Origin of the sequence: Rhizobium sp. SRDI969, from assembly GCF_025152725.1 — a bacterium.
GTDB classification, from domain to species: Bacteria; Pseudomonadota; Alphaproteobacteria; order Rhizobiales; family Rhizobiaceae; genus Rhizobium; species Rhizobium leguminosarum_I.
In genome coordinates this window covers 3,281,852-3,304,089 of the sequence record NZ_CP104035.1, presented here as the reverse complement: position 1 = coordinate 3,304,089, position 22,238 = coordinate 3,281,852, and the positions used below count along the sequence as shown (strand labels likewise).

Here is a 22,238-nt window from a genome sequence, read left to right as displayed (position 1 = left end):
TTCGTCGCGCCGCATTATTCCAGCCGACGAAGAAAGGGCGTAGCGTTTTGACCCATGCAGCGGCAAATACCAGCGATATCGATCGAACGTTCGATGTCGCTGGTTGAAATCGTGATTGATCCCATCCACGCCCCCTAGAACAGGATGATTTTCGGCCGGGTCGGCCTAAAATCCGAATCCTGTTCTAAATTAGAAAGTTAGGGCATGATGTCATCCGAAAACCGCCCACACTTTTCGGCATCATACTCTGGACAGACAACCGGCGAGAAGACGAATTGATGACTACACGCAAGAAAGAAGCAGCCGATCAGCGAAAGCTGGAGCTGCGGGCGAGCGACATCCTAGACCCGAACAATCAGATCGGCGTCAGGCTGCGGTCGCTTTATGCGGCCGCACAGGGTGAGGCGATCCCCGATCGTTTTCTCGACCTTCTCGAAAAGCTCGACCATGCTGAAATGATGGCTTCTGCCAAGATGGCCGAATAGGATCTCGCCGCATGGAAGACAAATCGCAACCCAGCTTCAAGCGGGAACTGCTGGCGGCACTCCCAAGTCTTCGCGCCTTCGCGATCTCGCTCATCGGGCGGCACGACCGTGCCGACGATCTCGTCCAGGACACCATCATGAAAGCCTGGGCCAAACAGGATCATTTCGAGATGGGCACCAATATGAAGGCCTGGCTGTTTACGATCCTGCGCAACGAACTCTACAGCCAGATGCGCAAGAGCGGTCGCGAAGTGCAGGACAGCGACGGGCTGTTCACTGAATCGATGGCGATGCACCCCTCGCAATATGGCGCGCTCGATCTGCAGGACTTCAAGAAGGCGCTCGACCAGCTGCCGCCGGATCAACGCGAGGCAATCATCCTCGTCGGCGCCTCGGGTTTTTCCTACGAGGAGGCGGCCGAAATCTGCGGCTGTGCCGTGGGTACCATCAAGAGCCGCGTCAACCGAGCCCGGCAGCGGCTGCAGGAGTTGCTGCAGATATCAGGCGAGGCCGATTTCGGCCCCGACGCCACCTCGGCGCCGCTGACGTCGAAGGCCTTCGCATTCTGACAAGAGTTACATTTGGGAAGGCAAGCCGGTCGCCCGTCGGGGAGCGGGCTTTTTTGCGTTGTCGACTATATCATTGATATGATTGTGGATCCGCCCCTCATCCGGCTGCCGCCACCTTCTCCCCGTAAACGGGGCGAAGGGGATATGCCGCAACCTCTCCGCCCCTCTCTCGCGTCTCGTATGGCGCGTCCCCTCTTCCCGTTTTTACGGGGAGAGGGCTAGGGTGAGGGGCCGCCGCCTGTTGCCGTCTCCTCAATCAATCCTCGCGCTTCGATCCCACCAGATTGGCTGCGACAATTGCCGCCAAAACACCGGCGGTCAGGAGCGGCTGGGCGCGGATAAGGCCGAGCCCGACCGTTGCCAGCGATTCCAGCGCCGCGCGGCGTTCCCGGGTGCGGCGGGCTTCCCGGGCGTTGATGATCGACATTACCACCAGCGCGATGATGGCGATCAGCAGCGCGCAGGCGGCCAGGAAAAGAGCAGCGCCGACCGGGCCATATATGCCGGCGAGCCAGATGGCGCCGGCGGTAACAGCCAGCGCGTAGGCAGTAAGGAGGAAGAGCACGGCAAACGCAATGAAGATGCCATTGCGCTTGGCGCGCGCGACGGTTCGGTGCACGCTTGCGCCCGTCAGCAGGCCGAGGATCGAGAAGAGCATCGCGCTTCCTCAGCGCCGGGCGAGGAAGGCGATGGCAAGGCCGAAAGCGGCTGCAGCGCCGATGGTCGCTAAGGGATGCTTGCGCACCGTCTCCCGCATTTCCGTCGCTCCACGCTCATAGCCGTGCTGCAATTCGCGCAGCAGATCCTCGCTGCGGCCGAGCAGTTCCTCATAGCCGGCGCCGGCCTGACTACGGATTTTCTCACCCTGGTGGCGCGAACTCTTGCCAACGAGGCGCGTCAGTTCTGCGAGTTCGTCGCGCAACGCTTCGATCTGTTCCTCGATGCCGGATTCCAGATTGTGGAAGGTGCCGTTGCGGCGGCTGCGGCCGGACTGGAAGATAGAATAGCTCATGGCTGTCTCCATTGGCTGGGGCGCGCACAAGCCCGCCTGTTTCGCACGAGGGTCACCACCGTCCGTTGCATGAATGATATCGCTCGGCATTGACCCAGATCATGCCGGAAACGTGCCGGGCGATCAAAAGTTCCGCTCGCGCGGTGCTCAGGAGCGCGAAACGGCGCTGTGGGCGAGCACGAAGGGCGTGCCGTCTGACGGTACCTGGTTGATCCGCAGCGCGCAGCCGAACACCGAGAGCATCGTTTCGTTCGTCAGCACTTCGCCGATGCTGCCAGCGGCGGCGAGCCGGCCGGATTTCATCAGCACAATGCGGTCGGCAAAGAGCGCCGTCAGGTTGAGATCGTGCATGACGGCGATGACACCGCCGCCACGTTCGCAGAAATTGCGGGCAAGCGTCATGATGGTCAGCTGGTGGCTAATGTCAAGGCTCGAGACCGGTTCGTCGAGCAGCAGCCAGCAGGGCTTGCCGTCGACGACGGGTTCGGCGATCTGGCAGAGCACGCGGGCAAGCTGCACACGCTGCTGCTCGCCGCCGGAGAGCTCCTGATAGAAACGGCCTTCGAAGCGGCTCAAGTCGACGGAGGCAAGTGCTGCGGCGGCCGTCTGCTCGGCCTTGTCGGGATGCAGGTCGAGGCCCGAAGTCAGGCCCATGCGGACGATCTCGCGCACGGTGAACGGAAAGGAGATCGTGCTTGCCTGCGGCAGGACACCGCGAACGGCAGCAAGCTGCCAGGGCTTCAGAGCCCTCACCTCGTCGCCGCCGATGCGCACCGAGCCGCCATAGGCAAGTTCGCCGGAGATGGCTTTCATCGTCGTCGTCTTGCCGGAGCCGTTCGGCCCGGCAATCGCCGTCAGCTCGCCGGCTCTTGCCGTGAAAGTGACGTCGCTGATGATGGTCTTGCTGGAAAGGCGCACGGAGACGCCGGAAATTTCGATCATCTCAATGTCACTCACGGGGGTCACTCACGGGGTCACTCACAGGGCAAGGCGCGAACGCTGCCTCAGCAGGATCCACAGGAAGAACGGCCCGCCGACCGCCGCGGTGATGATGCCGATCGGCAGCTCGGCCGGGGCGACCAGGGTGCGCGCCAGGACGTCCGCGAAGATCAGCAGGGAGCCGCCGAGAAGAGCTGCTGTCGGCAGCAGGAAACGATGATCGGGGCCGATCGCCATGCGCAGGATATGCGGCACGACGATCCCGAGGAAACCGATGCCGCCGCTGACAGCGACGGACGCGCCGGTCGCCGCGGCGACGCCGACGATCGCGACATTCTTCAGCCGCTGCACCGGCACGCCCATATGAAAGGCGGCCGCCTCGCCGAGCGTGATGGCATTGAGGCCGCGGGCCATGAAGGGCAGGGTGGTGAAGGACAACAGGATGATCGGGCTGGCGGCGGCGATCTTCGTCCACGTGGCGCCGGCAAGCGAACCCATGCTCCAGAAGGTCAGGTCGCGCAGCTGCTGGTCGTTGGCCATGTAGATCAGCAGCCCGGTGATGGCGAGGGCGAGTGCGCCGAGCGCGATGCCCGCAAGCAGCATCGTCGCCACCGAGGTCTGGCCACGATGGGTGGCGATCCTGTAGAGCAGTAGCGTCGTGACGAGGCCGCCGCCAAAGGCGGCCGCCGGCAGAGCGTAGATGCCGAGAAGCACCTGGAGCGGAGCAGCGATGCCGCTGCCGAGTACGATCATCGCGACTGCGCCGAGGCTTGCACCGGAGGAAACGCCGACGAGGCCGGGATCGGCCAGCGGATTGCGGAACAGGCCTTGCATCACCGTACCGGAGACGGCAAGCGAGGCGCCGATCAAGAAGCCGAGGATCGCCCTTGGCAGGCGGATATCGAAGATGATGATCCGGTCACGCGTACTGAGCGCCATCTCGGAACCGGCCATGTTGCTGATGACGTCGAGGATCGAGGCATCCGAGGCGCCTGTCGTCACCGAAAACAGCATCGAGAAGACCGAGCCGGCGACGAGCAGCGCGATCACCAGCAAGGCCAGCCGCGTCCTGTCGCCCGCCTGCCTGATTTCGCGGATGTCCGGCATAGGGAATGGTCGCCTTCGTTCCGTCATTGCAAGCGGCAGGGCCATGATCAGCCTCCGTAGATCGCCGTGTTGAGCTGACGCGCGGCGGCTGCAGTGCGCGGGCCGAAGCCGAGCAGGTAGACGCCATCCATTCGGATGATCGCTTTCTTCTCGCCTGCCGGCGTCAGCGCGATCGCCGGCTGAGCCAGCAGGTCTTCGCTCTTGGTGCCGGCGTCATCGCCGCGGTTCATCATCAGGATGATGTCGGGCTTGGCTTCGATAAGCGCCTCGTCCGTCAGCGGCTTGTAACCCGGGAATGCGCCAACGGCGTTGATGGCGCCGGCGAGCTTGACGATGCCATCGGCGGCCGTGCCGGTGCCTGATGCCATGATCCGGCCGTTCTGGGCGCTGAGGATGAAGAGAACGCGCTTGCGCTCGGCCTTCGGGCGCTTTTCGGCGTCGGCGATCATCGCGTCGAGATCGGCTGCGACCTTTTCTTCTAGCGCCTTGGCCTTGTCGGGCACGCCAAGCAGCGTGCCGACACGGTCGATCTTGGCGATGATGCCGTCGCGGGTAAAGGCGCTCGGCACGGTCTCGAAGGGCACGCTGGCATTCTTCAGCACGGTCAGCGCCTCCTGCGGGCCTGAACCTTCGACGGCAATGATCGCCGTCGGGTTCATGGCGAGGATGCCTTCCGGCGAGAGCGCGCGCATGTAGCCGACGTTGGGCAGCTTCAGCGCCGCCTCCGGATACATGCTCGTCGTGTCACGGGCGATCAGCCGGCTTTCCTCTCCGAGCGCATAGACGATCTCGGTAATGTCGCCGCCGACCGAAACCAGGCGCGACGTGTCGAGCTTCTTTTCGTCAGCATGGGCGGCGCGGATGAAGGCGAAGCCTTCGACCGTCGGCGCCATCGGGATCAGCGGCAGCGCCATGACGGCCGCCGTCAGGGCCAGTTCCCAAGCACGGATCCGGCGCAGATTGTTACGCATCGTCATCGTTGCGATCCTTATGCTGCCACGCTTGCTGCCCGCGGCAGGTTTTCCATGATCTCGCGCCATGCGGCGCGTTCGTCGGAACCTTCCTGCCGCTTGCCGAAGAACTGGATGATCATCTCGCCTTCGGCGTTGTAGGCCTCCAGCGAGGTGACGTGGCCGTCCGTGGTCGGCTTGCGCACGGCCCAGGTCTCGGCAATATGATCCTGGCGCAGATGCAGGTGGAAGCTCGGGTCCATGATATTAATCCACGGACCCATGGCCTGCACGTTGAAGATCGGGCCGGAATGGATCTGGACGATGCCGTCATTGGCGACGAAGCACATGATCGGCAGGCCAGATTTCACAGAGGCATGCATCATCTCTGCCGTGGCGCTGATGTCGAGCTTCCAGGCATAGTCGTCGCCGACAGTGCGCACGGCCGCCTGGCGGCCGATCTTCAGGCGCTTCAGCATGCCGAAGAACTGATGCGTATCGGTGAGCTTGCTCCAGTTGTCGCGCAGTTCGTCACGGCTGATGTCGGCGGTCTCATCGGCGGCGTTCGAGGTTTCAGCCTCGACAAATTCCTGCGACTGGTCTTGCAACTTCAACTCGGCGACGATCGCGTGATAGGCCTCGACATTCGAGCTCGCGCGCAGGTGCACCTTGTGCACGGCGTTGCCGGCCTTGCCGAAATATTGCAGGCTGAGACGCTCCTGATCGCCATCCTTCTTGGATACGGCGAAACCATGCTCCCAGCGGCTCGGGAAGATGCGCAGGTCGATGTTCTCGCCGAGAACGATCGCGGCCTGCGCGCCGCTCTTGATGTTTTCGAAGACGCCGATCTTCTCGTGCACGGCACTTTCGTTGCGCGACAGCGCCATCACTTCACCGAGCCCGGCGACGCGCTCGAGGAGCTTCAGCGCGCTGCCATCGATGCGTGTCACGCTGATGCCGGTCTCGGCGGCGACGAGGGCTGCCTCGGAAATCTTCAGCTGGGCGGCGATATCGCGCTCGCGCATCTTCGGATTGTCAGCGCGAAACGCGCGGATTTCGGCTGGCGTCGGTCTTGTCTGTTCGGTCATGTCCTACCCTACTTATTGAGAATGAGCTTGCCCTGACGGGTGATCTTCAGGCGGTAGACCAAGCCGTCGTGTCGAATCATGATCTCGTTGGTGCCGCGGAAAAGGTCCGCGCTTTCGACGATCCGGTGCTGCGCCGCAGGTTCGCTCTGCAGCGGCACATGCTTAAAGTTATCTGGCTTTTCAACCATCATTTCGGTTGGCAATTCCGTGAGGCCGGTGATCGGGATCCCCGGTTGTGATGACAATTATCTTGACTTTCTTACTCATGGTTTTTTAAAGATGCAATAGGAGACTATTATAGTCAAGTTTTTGAGATTGCTGATATGAAGCCGCCTGGCGGCGGTTCGCAACAACGGCGGAGAAGATGATGACGGTTAGGTTTGTGGCTGTTGCGGCCGGCATGATGACGGCGGTTTCAAGCGTATGCCAGGCGCAGGATGCGGCAACCGCCAAGCTCGATATCGAACTCAACGCTCTGGCGCCGTCGCAAAAGGGCTGCATGATGACCTTCATCGCCGAGAACAATCTTCAGGCGCCGATCAACAAGATCTCCTTCGAGCTCGCCTTCTTCAACGACAAGAATGCCGTCGACCGCATCACCGTGCTCGACTTCCGCGATCTACCGCAGGGCAAGAAGCGCGTGCGCCAGTTCGATATGCCGAATGTGAAGTGCGAGACGGTCACGCGTATCATCATCAACGACACGCCGGTCTGCGATGGCCCGGCGGCGGGTGAATGCATGAAGGGTCTCGTCACCCGTTCGCAGATTTCCGTTCCTTTCGAGGGGTAGAGCGGTTCAGCTTTTCACGGAAGCGCTGAACCGCTCTATCCGTTTTTTACGCAATTCCGGACGGAAAGCCGCTTCACACCTTTCCTGGAATCGCTTTGAGGATACGCCGGGGATGAACCCCGGCCGACATGTTTCAGGCTGTCCGAGGCATACAAATGGCAATTTCAGCGAAGACCAGATCGAGACAGGTGCTCATCGGGGAACCGGACGCTGACGGCGGTCTGAACGACAATAACATGCATCCCGGCCATGAGCTTTCCGACCTGCGCAACGTGCAGCGGCAGCCGGCCGGCGAGGCTGTGGTCCACTATGCGCGTTTCGCGCAGATACCCTCCTTTCCCGATCATCCGGAAGCCGAGCCGATAGCCTCCGTTCCTGCGCCGCCGATGGATGCGGCGGTGGAAAAGCAGGAGGACGAGAAGAAGCCGGTACGGCGACGGGTGGCGCTTGCCTGCGTTGGTTCGCTGATTTTCCACGCGACGCTGGCCGCTGTATTGATCACTGCCTTCCCCAAGGCGCAGGAGGAGGCGATCGAGGAAGCAGGCGATGCGGTGAGCGTCGTCATGTATGGCAATTCGGACATTGATCAGGCTGCCGCCGGCGAGACCGAAGTGACAGTGCAGGAAGAAATTATTGCAGAAGCTGTTCAGCCTGACACGATCCAGCCTACGGAAATGGCCGAACCTCAACCCGAAACCTTGCAGCCGTCCGAGGTGTCGCCTGTAGAGACGCAGGATCCGGTTCGGCCGGCTCCGGCTCAGGAGGTGACGCGCGTATCGCCGGAATCCGTGACCGCAGTGGAGCCAGAGATTCTGGTTTCCGAGGTGCCGGCTGAAACGGCAGTCGCGCAGCCGATGTCGACCGTCACCCCGGAAGAGCAGAAGCCAGCCGATGAGGTTCCTCCGGAAGTTCAACCATCCGAAGTGCAGCCTGTCACGGCAGAGATGCCTCGGACGGTAAAGCCGGTTGAAACAGTGGAGGTTCAGCCAGAACCCGAGGTGCCGCAAGAGATCGTGACGCCAATGCCGAAACCAAAGGTGGTGACGCAGGAAAAGCCGAAACCGGTCGAGAAGAAGCGCCCGCCGAAAAAGGTCGCCGGTTCGCGGGGGGAGGCGCAGCAGGACGCGAAGCAGGGTATGGCCGAGGGTGATCCGTCGGCTCAATCGGATCGCAATTCGCGTGCCGTTGGCAACAATGATGGGGTCGGAACCGCGGCCAAAGCCAATTACGACGGCAAGGTCCGCAGCCGTATTCGCCGTGCGATCAGAACACCTCGTGGTGTCGAGGGCACTGTGGTCGTCACTTTTTCGGTGAATGGCAGTGGCGGCCTGACGTCGGTTCGCGTGGTAAGTGGATCTGGTGTTCCCGAAATCGATCAACTCGCCATCGATGCTGTCCGCCGCGCAGCACCGTTTGGGGCTACGCCCGGTGGAGGTGGAAGGAGCTTTGCCTCCTTGCCAATCACGGTCCAATAAATATGATAAAAATCATCAACTTTATACTTTACTGTAAAAATCAAGTTTAATAAGGTCCGCTCGCACACGCAAGAAATCGTGTGACGATCAACGAGCGAACGGGTGGCATATGGCTCGCAAGGGCAAGAAGGGTTCGAACCGGGAGGTCCGCGACAGCGCGGGCGAGGACGCTGGTCAGGCACCCTCCGGGCGATCCAAACTGGATGGCCGCAGTTTCCTCTATGTCGGTGGCCGCGACTGCCAGGTGGCGCATCTTCGCCAGATCTGCAGCAATTTCGGTGCCGAGCTCATTCATCACGACGGCGGGCTGCGTGAAGCGGTTTCCCGCATCGATACCGTCCTTCCCTCGGTCGACTGCGTGTTCTGCCCGATCGACTGTATCAGCCACGATGCCTGCCTGCGCGTGAAGACCGGCTGCAAGAAGTTCGGCAAGGCCTTCATCCCACTTCGAAACGGCAGCAAGTCCAGCCTGGAGCGTGCGCTGCAGACGATGAACGAACGAGACAATTCCCGATGAACGACCAGCGCCCCGACGGCTTCACCATGATCGGCCTGCATAAGCTCGCCGCGCAGACAGGCGAGGGCCTCGTGCCCGAACTTTACGAACTTTTCCAGCAGCATGCTGAACGCCAGCAGATCTACCAGAATGTGACGCTGTTCCCGACCTGGGAAGCGCGCATGCCCGGGGAAGCGACAACAAGACCGCTTGGCCCAGCAGCGGCAAACGGCGATAATGTTCTCGCCTTTCCCTTGCGTTCTGCAAGGGCGGGCAAGAGGAAGGCGTAGGGAGATTCCATGTATATCGCAATGAACCGCTTCAAGGTTGCAACCGGGAGCGAAGGCGATTTCGAGACGGTCTGGCGCAATCGCGATTCCAGCCTGCCCGAGGTGCCCGGTTTCGTCGAATTCCGCCTGCTGCGCGGCAAGGTCAACGAAGAGGAGGGCTATACGCTCTATTCCTCACACACGGTCTGGAAAAGCGAAGCGGATTTTCAGAGCTGGACGAAGTCCGAGAGCTTTCGTGCGGCGCACCGCAATGCCGGCGATCACAAGGCGATCTACAAGGGACCGCCGATCTTCGAGGGCTTCAACGTGGTTGATGGGATCTAATTGCGGTTGATTAAGAGCGACTTGGCTCTTCGCTAAAATCTTGATTTTTTGCTCTCTCTCAACTCCGGCGGAGAAAGGAGCCTGAGGCGCTGCCACAGGTCTCTTCTCCCCAGCGGGGAGAAGTGCCGGAGCGATAGCGAGGCGATGAGAGGGTGAGCGGCTAAGCCGCGAATGCACTGAGAGTAAGCGAAGGGCAATAATGGATGGCGTGCCGTGCGGCCCCCTTGCATCCGACCCTTCGGGCCACCTTCTCCCCGAGGGGAGAAGAGGGAGCAAGCCGCGGGCCCCAGCCATTCCTCGGGATGGTATCTACGATGGTATATCTACTCTGTGAACCTTCATTAAGCCCCTGAGCAATATCGGCAGAGCGCTATGCCGAACCGACAATCCTAGGCCCGGACGCGAAAAACCGCTCCGGCGGCAACGGCCAGCCAGCCGAACATCATGGCGAAACCGCCGGTCGGGGCGGCCATCGGGAATAGGCCGGAACCGGCAAAACGCAGCGAAACGAGATCGCCTGAAAAGAGCAGCGTGCCGATGCCAATCAGCAAACCGGCCAGCCAGGCGGTATTGATTCTGTCGGCGGCGAGCGCCAATGCCAGCAAGGCAGGCGCATGCGCCAGGCACATTGCCGAGGCCGAGGCGAGCAGGTGGGCATCGCCACCGCCATGCGCAGCCGCTGCCGCAAGCGCCACGCCGGCAAAGCCGAACAGGCCCGACAACAAGTAAAACAGCGGCACGAAACGGTCATTGAGGCGCATCGGCTATTCCTTGTTCTGCATGTGATAGGCGAGCCGTTCCACCGGCGCCCAGATGAGATCGCGCAGCGCTTGGCTTGCGATCGTCTCGTCCAGTGCGCGGCGGAAGCAGAGCAGCCATTCGTCACGCACGACAGGGCCGATCTCGGCGACGAAATGGCGGCTGCGCAGGCGCGGATGGCCGCGCTTGTCGGTATAGAGCGGCGGGCCGCCGAGATAACCGCTCATATATTCGTAGAATTTCACTTCACTGCCCGTAAGGCTCGGCGGATGCACGGCGCGCACGTTGCTCGCCTCCGGCAGCGTGTCCATCAGCTCGTAGAAGCGGTGCGTCAGCGCCCGCACGACCGGATCGCCGCCGATCGCCTGATATAAGGTGGTGACCTTCTCCGTCACGGAACCATCCCCACTGCCTGGACCAACCCCGGCCTCTTCATGCACCGGGCGGAAAATCATCGCAACTGTCATCAAGGTGCCGCGGCATTTCGCGCATAATGCCGAAGCAGCAGGGTAGTCGCCGATTCTGCTTGACAAAACCGTCCGGACGGTATCTTTTAATTTTTGCATGTCGAACGCTCATCGTCGCAAGAAGCAGCCCGCCCTCGTGCGCCAGCAGTTGCTGGATGTCGCCGCGCGCCTTGCTGCCAGCGAAGGCATGGCCGCCGTCACGCTCGATGCGGTTTCCGCTGCGTCCAGCGTCAGCAAGGGCGGGCTGCTGCATCACTTTCCGACGAAGAATGCGCTGCTCGATGCCCTGTTTGAAAGCCTGCTCGAAAAGTTCGACGCCGATATAGAGGAATTGATGCGCGGCGATCCGCTGCCGCAGGGCCGCTTCACCCGCGCCTATCTCAGGGCGGTATCCGGTCTCAAGGATCGTCCCGACGATTCCCGGAGTTGGACGCAGGTGACGATCGCGCTTCTTGCCGAACCCCGGCTGCGTCTTCGGTGGCGCCAATGGGTGCAGGCGCGGGCGGAGGAATATATCGGCACCGACTCCTCCCTCGACGCACAAGTCGTGCGTTTCGCCGCCGACGGACTTTGGTTCGCAGATACGTTGGAAAGCCATGATATCAGCGGCGTTCTGAGGCGGGATCTCATCGATCGCCTTGTCGAACTGACCGGCAAGTAATTCGAAAAGGAATTCGCCATGAGCCAGGCCGCCGTCTACGGGCTGCTGTTTGCAGCCATCGTGCTCGAAGTCATCGGCACGACCGCGCTGCAACTGTCGCAGCAGTTCACCCGCATCGGGCCGACGGCACTCGTCCTCGCCTGTTATGCGGCTGCCTTCTATTGCCTATCGTTGACCCTGAAGAGCATCCCCGTCGGTATCGCCTATGCGATTTGGAGCGCTTTGGGAATCGTGCTGATTTCCTCGGTCGGTCTGGTGTTCTTCAAGCAGCGCCTCGACCTTCCGGCAATCGTCGGGCTTGGGCTGATCATATCGGGCGTTATCGTCGTCAATCTGTTCTCGAAATCCGTTTCGCATTGATATTGCTATGATATTGGTAGGCGGATCCTCCGCCTCCAGCTGATAAATTTTCCCCTTTGTCAAAATACTGACAAAGGTCTATGTGTTCCTTGGACGTGGAGGAGACGAGGCGCAGTCGGCGCCGTTTTCCAAAGCGCTTTGAATCCTGACTTCCCGCCTATCGATACTTCCAGGTTCTACAGGAGCACATCATGGCCATTCGCACCGTCGTCTGGGGAGAGAATATCCACGAGAATACCAATGCCGTCGTCCGGAGTATTTATCCCGAGGGCATGCACACGACGATCGCCAACGCACTGAACACCGATCCAAGTATCTCGGCGACGACAGCGACGCTGCAGGAGCCGGAGCACGGCCTCAGCGAAGCCCGCCTTGCCGATACCGACGTCTTGACCTGGTGGGGCCACAAGGATCACGGCGCGGTCGCCGACGTCGTCGTCGAGCGGGTTGCCAAGCGCGTCTGGGAAGGCATGGGCCTGCTCGTGCTGCATTCCGGCCATTTCTCCAAGATCTTCAAGCGGCTGATGGGCACGCCCTGCGCGCTGAAATGGCGCGAGGCTGGCGAGCGCGAGCGTCTGTGGACGATCAACCAGCGCCATCCGATCGCCGCCGGCATCGGCGAGCATTTCGAACTCGAGAACGAGGAAATGTACGGCGAGCAGTTCTCGGTGCCGGAACCGCTTGAAACGGTGTTCATCTCGTGGTTCCAGGGCGGCGAAGTGTTCCGCTCGGGCCTGACCTGGCGCCGTGGCGCCGGCAACATCTTCTATTTTCGCCCCGGCCACGAGACCTATCCGACCTATCACGACGTCAATGTGCAGAAGGTGCTGATCAACGGCGTGAAGTGGGCCTATAGCCCTGAGGGGGCGTTGACTGGTATCACCGACGCTCCAAATGTGCCGGTAGAAAAAGCACTGGAGCCGATCGTCGAACGCGGCCCGAGACTGCACCAGGCCGGCGAAGCCGGTTACCGCTGAGGAGCATCCATGCGACTACTCGTTCTTGGCACGGGGGTGATGGCGAATAACCAGCTCGCCCGCTTCCCCCTCATCGACGGCGTGACGGTGGTCGGCGCCGTCGACACCGACCCCGAACGGCTTTCGGCCTTCGCCGACAAGTTCAACATCGAAAAGCGGTTTCTTTCGCTGGAGGAGGCGATCGCCTGGGGTGAATTCGATGCGGCGACAAATGTCACGCCAGACCGCATCCATCACCCGACGACGATGGCGCTGATTGCTGCGGGCAAGCACGTCTTCTGCGAAAAGCCGCTGGCGGAGAACTATGCGACGGCGCTGGAGATGACGGAGGCCGCCGAAAAGGCCGGCGTCATCAACATGGTCAACCTCACCTATCGCAACGTCGCGCCGCTGCAGCGCGCCCGTGAGATGGTGCTTGCTGGCGAGCTCGGCACGATCAGACATGTGGAAGCCTCCTATCTCCAGAGCTGGCTGGTGTCGCGCGCCTGGGGCGACTGGCGCACGGAATCGACCTGGCTGTGGCGGCTTTCCACCGGCCATGGTTCGAACGGCGTGCTCGGCGACGTCGGCATCCATATTCTCGATTTCGCCGCCTATGGCGCGGCGACCGACATCGATCACGTCTTTGCGCGGCTGAAGACCTTCAACAAGGCGCCGGGCGGCCAGATCGGCGAATATCTGCTCGATGCCAATGACAGCTTCACCATGTCTGTCGATTTCGCCAACGGCGCGCTCGGCGTCATCCATGCCAGCCGCTGGGCGACAGGGCATCTGAACGAGTTGAAGTTGCGCATTTATGGCGAGAGGGGCAGCCTTGAGGTCATCCATCGTCCCAGCGGTTCGGAGCTGCATGGTTGCCTCGGCGAGGATGTCGAAACCGCGACCTGGACGAAGATCGAGGTTGAACCGGTGGCGACCAACTACGAGCGTTTTGCCGAGGCCGTGGCAAGCGGCATCCAGCCGGACCCGAACTTCCGCCACGCCGCCAACCTGCAGAAGGTGCTCGACCTTGCGATGGTGACCGAGCGCGAGCGACGCGAGTTGAAGGTTTGACCCTGTCCGCTGGATAAGCTGCCGTTCATCCGACGGTGGCTTATCCAGCGCATCGGCGCACCATCGGCTTTCAGTCCGCAATATTTTCGCGCTATGCTCTGGCAATGAGCAGCTCAAGGCTTTCGTTTGGTCCGTTCCTTTACGATCCCGTGACAGGAAGCCTGTGGCGGGACGGAAAGTCTGTTGCGGCGGGACCACGGCCCGTAGCGCTGCTCGGCTTGCTGCTGGAGGCTGAGGGCCGCGTCGTCACCAAGGCGGATCTGATGGAGCGGGCCTGGCCGGGACTTGCCGTAGAAGAAGGCGACCTGACGGTCCAGATTGCCACGCTCAGGAAGCTTCTCGGCGCAAACCCGGATGGCACGGAGTGGATCGTCACCGTTCCCAGGGTTGGTTATCGCCTGCCGCGCCAGGACAATGCCGGGATGGCGCCCGTGGCGCCGCAGGCGCCGTCGGTTGCCGTTCTTCCCTTCGCCAATCTCGGCGGTGACGCCGACCAGGATTATTTCGCCGACGGCGTGGTGGCGGAGATCATCACCGCGCTTTCGCGCTTCCGTTCCTTTTCGGTGGTCTCGCAGAACTCCGCCTTCGTCTACAAGGGACGCAGCGTCGATGTGCGAGAGGTGGCCAGGGAATTCGGTGTGCGCTACGTGCTCGAAGGCAGTATCCGGCGAGAGGGCGCGCAGCTGCGCATCAACGTGCAACTGGTCGACGGCCTTTCGGCGGCCAATCTCTGGGCCGATCATTTCGAAGACGGCATCAGCCACGTCTTCGCCTTCCAGGACCGGATCACCGAGCGCGTTGCCACGATCGTCGAGCCGGCGATCGAGATCGCCGAAATCCGGAGATCGCGGCGAGACCGGCCGAACAGCCCCGCGGTCTATGATCTCTATCTGCGTGCGCTTGCTGCCATCACCGACGAGTCGATCGAAAGCAATGCCGTTGCCTATGCGCTGCTGCGCGAGGCCCTGGCCATCGAGCCGGAAAATGCGTTGATCCTGTCGCTTGCCGCGTGGGCGCTCGAACATCGCACGACCATGGGCTGGCCGCCGCTCGGAGAAGACGACAAGGCGGAATGCCTCAGGCTTGCACGCAGCGGCCTCCAGCATTCGGCCGGCGATCCCCGGGTGATGGTCCATTGCGGTATGGCGCTGCTGCAGACGGGCAAGGACTACGACGGCGGCATGGCCGTCCTGGAGGCTGCCGCTGCCGCCAATCCCAATGATCTTCGCGTCGCGGCATGCTCCGGCATCGCGGCCCTGCACTGCGGCGATATCGATGACGCGCTCGAGCGTCTGCACCGCGCCTTGATGCTGGGGCCGCGAGATCCGGACGCGCGTTTTTCGCTGACGGGCATCGCGATGGCCGAGATCTTTCGCGGCAATTACGAGGCGGCGGTCTCTTTCGGCGCTCGCTCGCTGGCGCTCAATGCCCATTTCGACCCGACCTACTGGATGCTGATCGCAGCACATGCGCATCTCGGCAACATGGCCGAGGCGCGGCAGTACCTGCATGCGCTTGAGGCGATCGCACCCGGCGCGACCCTTGAGAAAATTCAAGCCGGTCAACCGGCCAGGGACCCGCGGCGCTTTGTTCCGGTTCTGGCAGGACTGGCGCGGGCCGGAATGCGACCGCGCTGAAAGCTCTTGGAAGTTTTAGTAGCCCTTAATCGGTCTCTTAAGGACCCAAAGCGGACGTTTCGGCGATGCTGATCCCGTCAATCGATGGAGGATCGGCTCATGCTTTCCACCGTGCATATTCTATCGCTCAGGCAGGGCAAGCTTTACGGCGACCAAATTCCGATAGAGGCGCTGCCGCGGGGGTTCGAGTTGCCAGAGTACGCCGTCGTTCTGTTCTCACTGATCGGCAGGTGGCGCGAGCGCACGAAAAAAGGCTCCGCCGAAGCGGAGCCGGAAGTTGCCGAACCACAACGGGCGGCTTCGGTTGCCTGATTATTCGATGACCTGCACCACACGGTGGGTGCGGGGTTCGACAATCACGCGTTGATTGTTGATGACCGTATAGGCATATTTCGGATTGTCAGGTACCGGCGTCACCACGACGTCTGCCGGAAGCGGCTTGCCGACGACGATCGGTTCCTGGACCACCACGGAGGCGGTCGGGGCTGGCTGCTGCTGGACATAAGTGACGACCTCGCGCGGCGGCGGATCGACAACGGCACCGGCGACACCGCCGGCCACACCGCCAATGGCAGCACCCACAGGGCCGCCGACGATTGCGCCGGTGATGGCGCCGCCGGCTGCACCGGTCACGGCTCCATCAGCGAGCGCATTGGTTGCAAATGACGACAGCGCAAGGGCGCTGGAAACAACGAGAATCTTGTACATTTTGCTTCTCCTTTTCTGGGGATTGCACTGGGGTAACGACCGCGCCAATCCGAGGTTCCGGCAGGAGAGTGTCACGCTTTGGACGGCCGGTTCACATTATGTGAGGCCGCTAAAGTCCGGGTCGGAATGCGTTATTCCAGCCGCCGGCGGAAAAGCCAGGCGGCGGCACTGAGCGTAACAGTGGCGATCAGCGCCAGTGGGATCGTCTGGTTCACCACCTCGCTCAAAGGAATATCCTTGAGGAAGACGCCTTTGACGACGACCAGGAAATAGCGCAGCGGATTGATCAGGGTCACCGGCTGCAACCATCCCGGCATGTTCTCGATCGGCGTCGCAAAGCCGGAGAGCAGCATAGCCGGGACCATGAAAAGGAAAGCGCCGAGGATCGCCTGCTGCTGCGTCATCGACAGCGCCGAGATGAAGAGGCCGAGGCCGGCGACCGAACCGAGATAGAAGATCGCGCTGCCGTAAAGCAGGAAGAGCGAGCCGCGCAGCGGCACCTCGAAGAGGAAGACGGCGGCCAGGATATAGACGGTGATGTGGAAGAGGCCGATCATCATCGGTGGAATCAGCTTGCCGATCAGAATCTCGTGCATACGCAGCGGCGAGACCATCAGCTGGTCGAAGGTGCCGAGCTCGCGCTCGCGAGCAATCGACAGCGCCGTGACGATCAGGCCGATGAGGAGCGCGATGCTGGCGATCAGGTTCGGCACCATGAACCATTGATAGGTGAGGTTCGGGTTGAACCAGTTGCGCGGCAGTGTCGAGACGATGTCGGCGCCGGCACGTTTGCCGGCCGGTGTCTCGGCGGCAAGGGCGGCGCCGATTTGCGAGAGATAGCCCGCGACGATCTGCGAGGCGTTGGAGCGACGGCCATCAAGCACCATTTGCAGGTCGGCTGGCGTCCCGGCCTCGATATTGCGGGAAAAGTCTGGGCCGATCTCAACGGCGGCAATGGCCGTCTGATTGTCGATCGCCACCCGGACCTCCGCCTGACTTTCTGCAATCTCGATCTTCCTGAAAGTCGGCGAGCCGTCGATGCGCTCGATCAGTTCCTGGCCCCAGTGACCGCTGTCGCGGTTGAGGATCATCACATCGACATTGCGCACTTCGAGCGTCGCGGCATAGGAGAAGACGAGAAGCTGGACGATCGGCGGGCCGATCAGGATGGCACGGCCCTTCGGATCACGCAGGACGGCGAGCAGCTCCTTGACGATCAGGGCGTAAAGCCTTGTCCAACCCATCTCAGCCGATCCTCTTTCTGGTGCTGCGCGCCGCAAGCACGAACATGATGACGCCGATCGTCAGCATCACGCCGATCGCCTGCAGGAACATCGGCCAGATATCGCCGGCGAGGAACACCGTCTGCAGGCTGGGGATCAGGTAACGCGCCGGCACGATGAAGGTGACCCACTGGATCACGGTCGGCATGGAATTGATCTCGAAGAGAAAGCCCGACAGCAGGAATGCCGGCAGAAAGGCCGAGATCAGCGCCAACTGTGAGGCGAGGAACTGATTCTTCGTTGCCGTAGAGATCAACAGGCCCTGGCCGAGCGCCGGGATCAGGAAGGCGACCGATAGGGCATAGAGGGCAGCGACGGAGCCACGGAACGGCACGCCGAAGAGAAAGACCGCAAGCAGCACGCAGAGCGTCATCGAGGTGAGGCCGAGCAGAAAATAAGGCAGGATCTTGCCTGCGAGCAGCTCGACCGCTGTTACCGGCGTTGCCATCATCGCCTCCATCGTGCCCCGCTCCCATTCGCGGGCGACGACGAGCGAGGTCAGAAGTGTGCCGACCAGCGTCATGACGATGGCTATGGAGCCAGGCACGAGGAAATTGCGGCTAGTCAGTTCAGGATTGAACCAGAAGCGCTGCTCGACCGAGATGGCAGGACTATGGGAGGCGACGTCCGCTTGCCTCTGCCGCTCCCAGTTGGCAATGGTGCCCCGCGCATAATTCTGTACGAAATTCGCCGTGTTCGGATCCGAGCCGTCGACAATCATCTGAATATCGGGACGGTTGCCGGCGGTGTAGCGTGTGGTGAAATCGGCGGGAATGACGACAATGCCGCGTACCTTGCCGAGCACAAGATCGTCCTCGAACAGGCGCCGGTCGCGGCTGACGGCGACCTCGAAATAGCGCGAGGCTTGGAAACTCGCCGACAGATCCTGTGTCAGCGGCGTCATCTCCTCGGTCACGAGGCCGATGCGAGTGCGGGTGGTATCGAGCGAGACGCCGTAGCCGAAGAGAAAGAGCAGGATCAGCGGCAGCACGAAGGCGATGAGGATGCTGCTCGGATCGCGAATCGCCTGAAAGCTTTCCTTGCGCACGAGGGCCAAGAGACGCCGCATCCGGCCGGAGGAGGTGCTCATGCGGCATCCTCCTTCTCGGATTGCTGCACCAGGGCGATGAAGGCGTCCTCCATCGTCGGGTCCGGCTGCTCCTTGGTTGCAACCCGGGCTTTCAATTCATCGGGCGAACCGAGCGCGATCGAACGTCCGCGATAAATCAGCGAGATGCGGTCGCAATATTCCGCCTCGTCCATGAAATGGGTGGTGACGAGCACGGTCACGCCCTTTTCGACCAGCGCATTGATATGCGTCCAGAATTCTCGCCGGGTGATCGGATCGACGCCGGAGGTCGGTTCGTCGAGGAAGAGGGCGCGCGGCTCGTGCATGACAGCGCAGGCAAGCGCCAGGCGCTGCTTCAGGCCGAGCGGTAGATCTTTCGCCGGCTGGCTGGCATGGCGGCCGAAATCGAAGATGCTGGCCATCAGCTCGATGCGTTCGCGCCTGTGCGGCCCGCGAAGGCCATAGACGCCAGAGAAGAATTCGAGATTTTGCATGACAGTCAGATCGCCATAGAGCGAGAATTTCTGCGCCATGTAGCCGAGGTGGTTGCGGGCCTCGGCGGCATCGCGGCGAAGGTCGAAACCGGCGACGCGGCCTTCGCCGCTTGTCGGCTTCAGCAAGCCGCAGAGCATCTTGAAGGTGGTGGATTTGCCGGCGCCGTTTGGGCCGAGCAGGCCGAAGATCTCGCCGCGGCGGATATCGAAGCTGATATTGTCGGCAGCGGTGAAATCGCCGAAGCGCTTGGTCAGCGCCTTGGCCTCGATCACCGGCCGGTCATCCTCGCCTTTCGTCGGCTCTTGCGCCTCGGCCAATCTCGAGCGGCCGCCAGGACCACCACCCAGCATGTCGATAAAGGCATCTTCGAAGCGCGGCGGGGCAGGGGTGAGTGTCGCGCCATCGCCGGCCGAGCCTATATCCGGTTTCCTGTCCTTGGCGGCGACGAGGCGGATCGCCTCGCCCTGGATCACGCCATCGATGACGCCATCAGCCTGCAGAAGTCCGGCGAGCACCTGCCGGCGGCGCCCTGTCAAGCCCGAGACGCGGAAAACCCGGTCGCTGACGCGGCCGGTCATGTCAGCCGGTTTCCCCGAAAAGAGCAGCTTGCCCTGGTTCAAGAGCAGCACATGATCGCAGGCTTCGGCCTCGTCGAGATAGGCGGTCGACCAAAGGACGCCGATGCCTTCCTTCGTCAGGTTCTCAACCATCTTCCAGAGGTCGCGGCGCGAGATTGGATCGACGCCGACGCCCGGCTCGTCGAGCAGCAGCAGGCGCGGCTTCTTCAGAAGCGCGCAGGCAAGACCGAGCTTTTGCTTCATGCCGCCGGAAAGCTTTCCAGCGAGCCTGCCGGTGAAACGCTTGAGATCGGTAAAGGTGAGCAGTTCGTCGAAGGCGCTCGCACGTTCGCTCTTCGGCAGGCCACGCAGATCGGCGTAAAGGTCGAGGTTTTCCTGTACCGAAAGGTCCTCATAGAGACCGAAGCGCTGCGGCATGTAGCCGATCGCCGCCTGGATGCCGGCGGCATTCTTCCGGGTATCGAAGCCGAGAACCTCCATAGCTCCCGTGTCGGGCAGCATCAGGCCGGTCATCAGGCGGATCAGCGTCGTCTTGCCGGCGCCGTCAGGGCCGACGAGACCGGTGATCGCGCCGCCACCGATGACGCCGGAGACGGCGTCAAGGACGGCCGGCGCATCGTCGAAGCGCTTGGTGACGCCGTCGATCCGGACAAGCGGCTTGTCGCCCCGGCCGGTCTCGGCGGCGGTCATCGTTCGTCCGCCGTCGGCGTAGGAAAACGCATGGTGACTGGCATGCCCTGGCGCAGATCCGGGCCGGGCTTATCGATGACAATCCGCAGGCGATAGACGAGGTCGGTCCTGAGCTCCGGCGTCTCCACCGATTTCGGCGTGAATTCGGCAACCGGCGAGATGAAGCCGATCGTACCTTCATAGGGTTTGTTGGACGCCGTATCGGAGGTGACCGAAACCTTCATGCCGGGATGGATGCGGCCGAGATCGGGTTCGGCGACATAGGTGCGAACCCAGACGGGTTCTGTCAGCGACAACACGAAGACGGTGTCGGCGGGGGAAACAATCGCGCCATTTTCCCGGACGCGGGAGAGCACGACGCCGTCGTTCGGCGCGCGCAGTTCGGTGTCATCTAGCGAAGTGCGGGCGGAAGCGAGTGTTGCCTGTGCCGCCTTCAATTGGGCGTCGGCAGCGGCAATATCCTCGACACGGGAGCCTTCCAGCAGCAGTTTCAGCGCCTCGTTGGCGGAATCGGAACGTGCGGCGGCCATGGCCCTTGCAGCGGTTGCCTGATCAAGGCTCGCCTCGGAAATCGTCCCCTGCGGTCGCAACTGGCGGGCGCGGTCATAGGCGAGGTTGGCATTGCGGAGATCGGCGATACTTTCGTCATAGGCGGCGCGTGCCTGGGCGATCTCGGTCGGCCGCGGACCGGCTTTCAGCTTGTCGAGCGTCGCCCGAAGGGCTGCGACATTGGCCTCGCCGGAGCGGACCGCGAAGTCATAGGGGGTTGCGTCGAGCTTCGCCATGACCGTTCCGCTCTTGATGACGTCACCTTCGTCGGCAAGGAGTTCGGAGAGGCGGCCACTGACGCGGAAGCCGAGCGAGACCTGGCGGATATCGATATTGCCGTAAAGGACGAACTCGCGGCTGGCCTCAGGCAACCAGCCGAGCTTTTGGGGCAGGCCGTACCACCAGCCGGCGGCACCTGCCGCAACGAGAAGAAGGATTGCGAGGGGAAGGATGCGTTTCATGCTGCACTTCCTTTCGGCGAGCCGATGCAATCGACCAACTCTGCGGCAAGGCCGCGCACCGTTTCCACCTGTTCCGGGCCGACTCCGTCCCACTCCATCTGGGCGAGCACGGCCGCGTGGGCGACGCGGAAGACGAGAATGCTGCCGAGAAGGGTGAAAGTGCGAAGGCGCACATGTTCCGAGGCGGGATCCTCGTGAAGGATGGCTCCGATCAGCCGCCGGCCCACCTCGATCATCGGCCGCATGAGGCCCTGATAGACCCGTGTGAAGGCTTCGGTCGGCTCCATCTGCTCGCGGATCAGGAAACGCGCCCAGGATTCGGATTCCCCGCCGACGAACAGCGTCACCATGGTCTGCAAAATCTCGATCAAGAAATGGCGGGCCTCCGCTTCCCCAAGCGGTTTGCCCGCAGCGTCGAGCGCCAGCAGATGCGCACCGACGCGCGCCCTCATGTCACCGACATGCGTATTGATCCGCATCATCAGATATTCGGCCGTGGCGATGTAGAGACCTTCTTTGCTGCCGAAATAATAGGGGATCGCCTGCAGGTTGACGCCGGCCGCATCCGCGAGCTGGCGCGTCGAGGCGCCATCGAAGCCATAGCGGCCGAAGACGTCGAGGGCAGCGTCCAGCATCTTCTGGCGCGCGATCTCGGCGCGGGCGGAGGCCGGTGGCTGGCTGTTAGCTTCTCGGGTCATGGCAATTTGTAACATTAGTCGAAAAGTAAGTCAATCGATTGATATATTTGCCAAGGCAAGAAGATGACATTGCTCGTGGAACGTGTGGTCTGGTTTGGGATCGAGATATGCCGTTCAGCGGTCCAACGTCAATTCGGATCAGGCGATCTCACAGTTATGGAAAAACGCTTGGAAAGAAGCAAAGAGGCCGGTGGGAACGGACCTCTCAGGGTTCTCGGGGTGGGAAGAGGAACCAAGCCTCGGGGTCGGCTGCTAACAGGTAGCAGTG

28 protein-coding genes are annotated in these 22,238 nt (G+C 61.9%); 13 read left to right on the top strand and 15 right to left on the bottom strand.

The window, feature by feature from the left end; all coding sequences use genetic code 11:
- Nucleotides 1-278: 278 nt before the first annotated feature.
- Nucleotides 279-485, top strand: coding sequence for a NepR family anti-sigma factor (locus tag N2A41_RS16590; protein WP_017965790.1), 207 nt, complete (start codon nucleotides 279-281; stop codon nucleotides 483-485).
- Nucleotides 486-496: 11 nt separating this feature from the next.
- Nucleotides 497-1,054, top strand: coding sequence for an RNA polymerase sigma factor (locus N2A41_RS16585; RefSeq protein WP_003542247.1), 558 nt, complete (start codon nucleotides 497-499; stop codon nucleotides 1,052-1,054).
- A gap of 256 nt (nucleotides 1,055-1,310) precedes the next feature.
- Here N2A41_RS16585 and N2A41_RS16580 read toward each other — a convergent pair whose 3' ends face one another.
- The 7 genes from N2A41_RS16580 to hemP all read right to left on the bottom strand — a co-directional run bounded on the left by N2A41_RS16580 (nucleotide 1,311) and on the right by hemP (nucleotide 6,341).
- The gene (locus N2A41_RS16580; protein ID WP_222280950.1) at nucleotides 1,311-1,712 is read right to left on the bottom strand and encodes a hypothetical protein; all 402 of its coding nucleotides are present in this window, start codon (nucleotides 1,710-1,712) and stop codon (nucleotides 1,311-1,313) included.
- 9 nt (nucleotides 1,713-1,721) lie between these two features.
- A complete protein-coding gene (locus N2A41_RS16575; RefSeq protein ID WP_017965788.1) occupies nucleotides 1,722-2,066 on the bottom strand; it encodes a DUF883 family protein in 345 nt (114 codons plus the stop codon).
- Between the two features lie 147 nt (nucleotides 2,067-2,213).
- The gene (locus N2A41_RS16570) at nucleotides 2,214-3,008 is read right to left on the bottom strand and encodes a heme ABC transporter ATP-binding protein (protein WP_017965787.1); all 795 of its coding nucleotides are present in this window, start codon (nucleotides 3,006-3,008) and stop codon (nucleotides 2,214-2,216) included.
- Between the two features lie 36 nt (nucleotides 3,009-3,044).
- Nucleotides 3,045-4,157, bottom strand: a complete 1,113-nt coding sequence (locus tag N2A41_RS16565) for a FecCD family ABC transporter permease (RefSeq protein WP_260109260.1) — start codon at nucleotides 4,155-4,157, stop codon at nucleotides 3,045-3,047.
- Between the two features lie 2 nt (nucleotides 4,158-4,159).
- The gene (locus N2A41_RS16560; RefSeq protein WP_260109259.1) at nucleotides 4,160-5,089 is read right to left on the bottom strand and encodes a heme/hemin ABC transporter substrate-binding protein; all 930 of its coding nucleotides are present in this window, start codon (nucleotides 5,087-5,089) and stop codon (nucleotides 4,160-4,162) included.
- Nucleotides 5,090-5,100: 11 nt separating this feature from the next.
- Complete coding sequence (locus N2A41_RS16555; RefSeq protein WP_017965784.1) at nucleotides 5,101-6,150, bottom strand: hemin-degrading factor; 1,050 nt, start codon at nucleotides 6,148-6,150, stop codon at nucleotides 5,101-5,103.
- An 8-nt stretch (nucleotides 6,151-6,158) separates the two neighbouring features.
- Nucleotides 6,159-6,341, bottom strand: a complete 183-nt coding sequence (hemP, locus tag N2A41_RS16550) for a hemin uptake protein HemP (protein ID WP_012758649.1) — start codon at nucleotides 6,339-6,341, stop codon at nucleotides 6,159-6,161.
- Nucleotides 6,342-6,517: 176 nt separating this feature from the next.
- On the opposite strand from hemP, the gene N2A41_RS16545 reads away from it, so the two are divergent.
- The 5 genes from N2A41_RS16545 (at nucleotide 6,518) to N2A41_RS16525 (ending at nucleotide 9,525) form a co-directional block, all read left to right on the top strand.
- Entirely contained in the window at nucleotides 6,518-6,940 is a 423-nt protein-coding gene (locus N2A41_RS16545) for a hypothetical protein (protein ID WP_026154316.1), read from the top strand.
- Nucleotides 6,941-7,095: 155 nt separating this feature from the next.
- Entirely contained in the window at nucleotides 7,096-8,415 is a 1,320-nt protein-coding gene (locus tag N2A41_RS16540) for an energy transducer TonB family protein (RefSeq protein WP_260109258.1), read from the top strand.
- Between the two features lie 109 nt (nucleotides 8,416-8,524).
- Nucleotides 8,525-8,932 carry a DUF2325 domain-containing protein gene (locus tag N2A41_RS16535; protein ID WP_017965781.1) on the top strand — a complete coding sequence of 136 codons (408 nt, stop codon included), beginning with the start codon at nucleotides 8,525-8,527 and terminating at the stop codon, nucleotides 8,930-8,932.
- A complete protein-coding gene (locus N2A41_RS16530; protein WP_003542206.1) occupies nucleotides 8,929-9,201 on the top strand; it encodes a hypothetical protein in 273 nt (90 codons plus the stop codon). The genes N2A41_RS16535 and N2A41_RS16530 overlap by 4 nt, the downstream gene beginning before the upstream one ends.
- Nucleotides 9,202-9,210: 9 nt before the next feature.
- Entirely contained in the window at nucleotides 9,211-9,525 is a 315-nt protein-coding gene (locus tag N2A41_RS16525) for an antibiotic biosynthesis monooxygenase family protein (protein ID WP_017965780.1), read from the top strand.
- Between the two features lie 389 nt (nucleotides 9,526-9,914).
- Here N2A41_RS16525 and N2A41_RS16520 read toward each other — a convergent pair whose 3' ends face one another.
- Together N2A41_RS16520 and N2A41_RS16515 are read right to left on the bottom strand one after the other, a co-directional pair.
- Nucleotides 9,915-10,286 carry a DUF423 domain-containing protein gene (locus N2A41_RS16520; RefSeq protein ID WP_017965779.1) on the bottom strand — a complete coding sequence of 124 codons (372 nt, stop codon included), beginning with the start codon at nucleotides 10,284-10,286 and terminating at the stop codon, nucleotides 9,915-9,917.
- Nucleotides 10,287-10,289: 3 nt separating this feature from the next.
- Nucleotides 10,290-10,679 carry a group II truncated hemoglobin gene (locus N2A41_RS16515; RefSeq protein WP_026154315.1) on the bottom strand — a complete coding sequence of 130 codons (390 nt, stop codon included), beginning with the start codon at nucleotides 10,677-10,679 and terminating at the stop codon, nucleotides 10,290-10,292.
- A 169-nt stretch (nucleotides 10,680-10,848) separates the two neighbouring features.
- Here N2A41_RS16515 and N2A41_RS16510 point away from each other — a divergent pair, with 169 nt between their 5' ends.
- The 6 genes from N2A41_RS16510 (at nucleotide 10,849) to N2A41_RS16485 (ending at nucleotide 15,751) form a co-directional block, all read left to right on the top strand.
- Nucleotides 10,849-11,412: a TetR/AcrR family transcriptional regulator gene (locus N2A41_RS16510; protein ID WP_260109257.1), complete on the top strand. Its 564-nt coding sequence runs from the start codon at nucleotides 10,849-10,851 to the stop codon at nucleotides 11,410-11,412.
- Between the two features lie 18 nt (nucleotides 11,413-11,430).
- Nucleotides 11,431-11,772, top strand: a complete 342-nt coding sequence (locus N2A41_RS16505) for a DMT family transporter (RefSeq protein ID WP_017965776.1) — start codon at nucleotides 11,431-11,433, stop codon at nucleotides 11,770-11,772.
- A gap of 191 nt (nucleotides 11,773-11,963) precedes the next feature.
- Nucleotides 11,964-12,749, top strand: coding sequence for a ThuA domain-containing protein (locus N2A41_RS16500; protein ID WP_260109256.1), 786 nt, complete (start codon nucleotides 11,964-11,966; stop codon nucleotides 12,747-12,749).
- 9 nt (nucleotides 12,750-12,758) lie between these two features.
- Nucleotides 12,759-13,802: a Gfo/Idh/MocA family protein gene (locus N2A41_RS16495; RefSeq protein ID WP_260109255.1), complete on the top strand. Its 1,044-nt coding sequence runs from the start codon at nucleotides 12,759-12,761 to the stop codon at nucleotides 13,800-13,802.
- Nucleotides 13,803-13,906: 104 nt separating this feature from the next.
- A complete protein-coding gene (locus N2A41_RS16490; RefSeq protein ID WP_260109254.1) occupies nucleotides 13,907-15,439 on the top strand; it encodes a winged helix-turn-helix domain-containing tetratricopeptide repeat protein in 1,533 nt (510 codons plus the stop codon).
- 99 nt (nucleotides 15,440-15,538) lie between these two features.
- Entirely contained in the window at nucleotides 15,539-15,751 is a 213-nt protein-coding gene (locus N2A41_RS16485; RefSeq protein ID WP_017965772.1) for a hypothetical protein, read from the top strand.
- Here N2A41_RS16485 and N2A41_RS16480 read toward each other — a convergent pair whose 3' ends face one another.
- The 6 genes from N2A41_RS16480 to N2A41_RS16455 form a co-directional block, all read right to left on the bottom strand.
- A complete protein-coding gene (locus N2A41_RS16480) occupies nucleotides 15,752-16,147 on the bottom strand; it encodes a DUF1236 domain-containing protein (RefSeq protein ID WP_162117989.1) in 396 nt (131 codons plus the stop codon).
- A gap of 131 nt (nucleotides 16,148-16,278) precedes the next feature.
- Nucleotides 16,279-17,391 carry an ABC transporter permease gene (locus N2A41_RS16475; RefSeq protein WP_162117990.1) on the bottom strand — a complete coding sequence of 371 codons (1,113 nt, stop codon included), beginning with the start codon at nucleotides 17,389-17,391 and terminating at the stop codon, nucleotides 16,279-16,281.
- 1 nt (nucleotide 17,392) lies between these two features.
- The gene (locus tag N2A41_RS16470) at nucleotides 17,393-18,520 is read right to left on the bottom strand and encodes an ABC transporter permease (protein WP_260109253.1); all 1,128 of its coding nucleotides are present in this window, start codon (nucleotides 18,518-18,520) and stop codon (nucleotides 17,393-17,395) included.
- Nucleotides 18,517-20,262, bottom strand: a complete 1,746-nt coding sequence (locus tag N2A41_RS16465) for an ATP-binding cassette domain-containing protein (RefSeq protein WP_260109252.1) — start codon at nucleotides 20,260-20,262, stop codon at nucleotides 18,517-18,519. Before N2A41_RS16465 ends, N2A41_RS16470 begins: the two co-directional genes overlap by 4 nt.
- Nucleotides 20,259-21,272 carry a secretion protein HlyD gene (gene hlyD, locus N2A41_RS16460; RefSeq protein WP_222386744.1) on the bottom strand — a complete coding sequence of 338 codons (1,014 nt, stop codon included), beginning with the start codon at nucleotides 21,270-21,272 and terminating at the stop codon, nucleotides 20,259-20,261. The genes N2A41_RS16465 and hlyD overlap by 4 nt, the downstream gene beginning before the upstream one ends.
- Complete coding sequence (locus tag N2A41_RS16455) at nucleotides 21,269-21,970, bottom strand: CerR family C-terminal domain-containing protein (RefSeq protein WP_222386743.1); 702 nt, start codon at nucleotides 21,968-21,970, stop codon at nucleotides 21,269-21,271. Before N2A41_RS16455 ends, hlyD begins: the two co-directional genes overlap by 4 nt.
- Nucleotides 21,971-22,238: the final 268 nt, after the last annotated feature.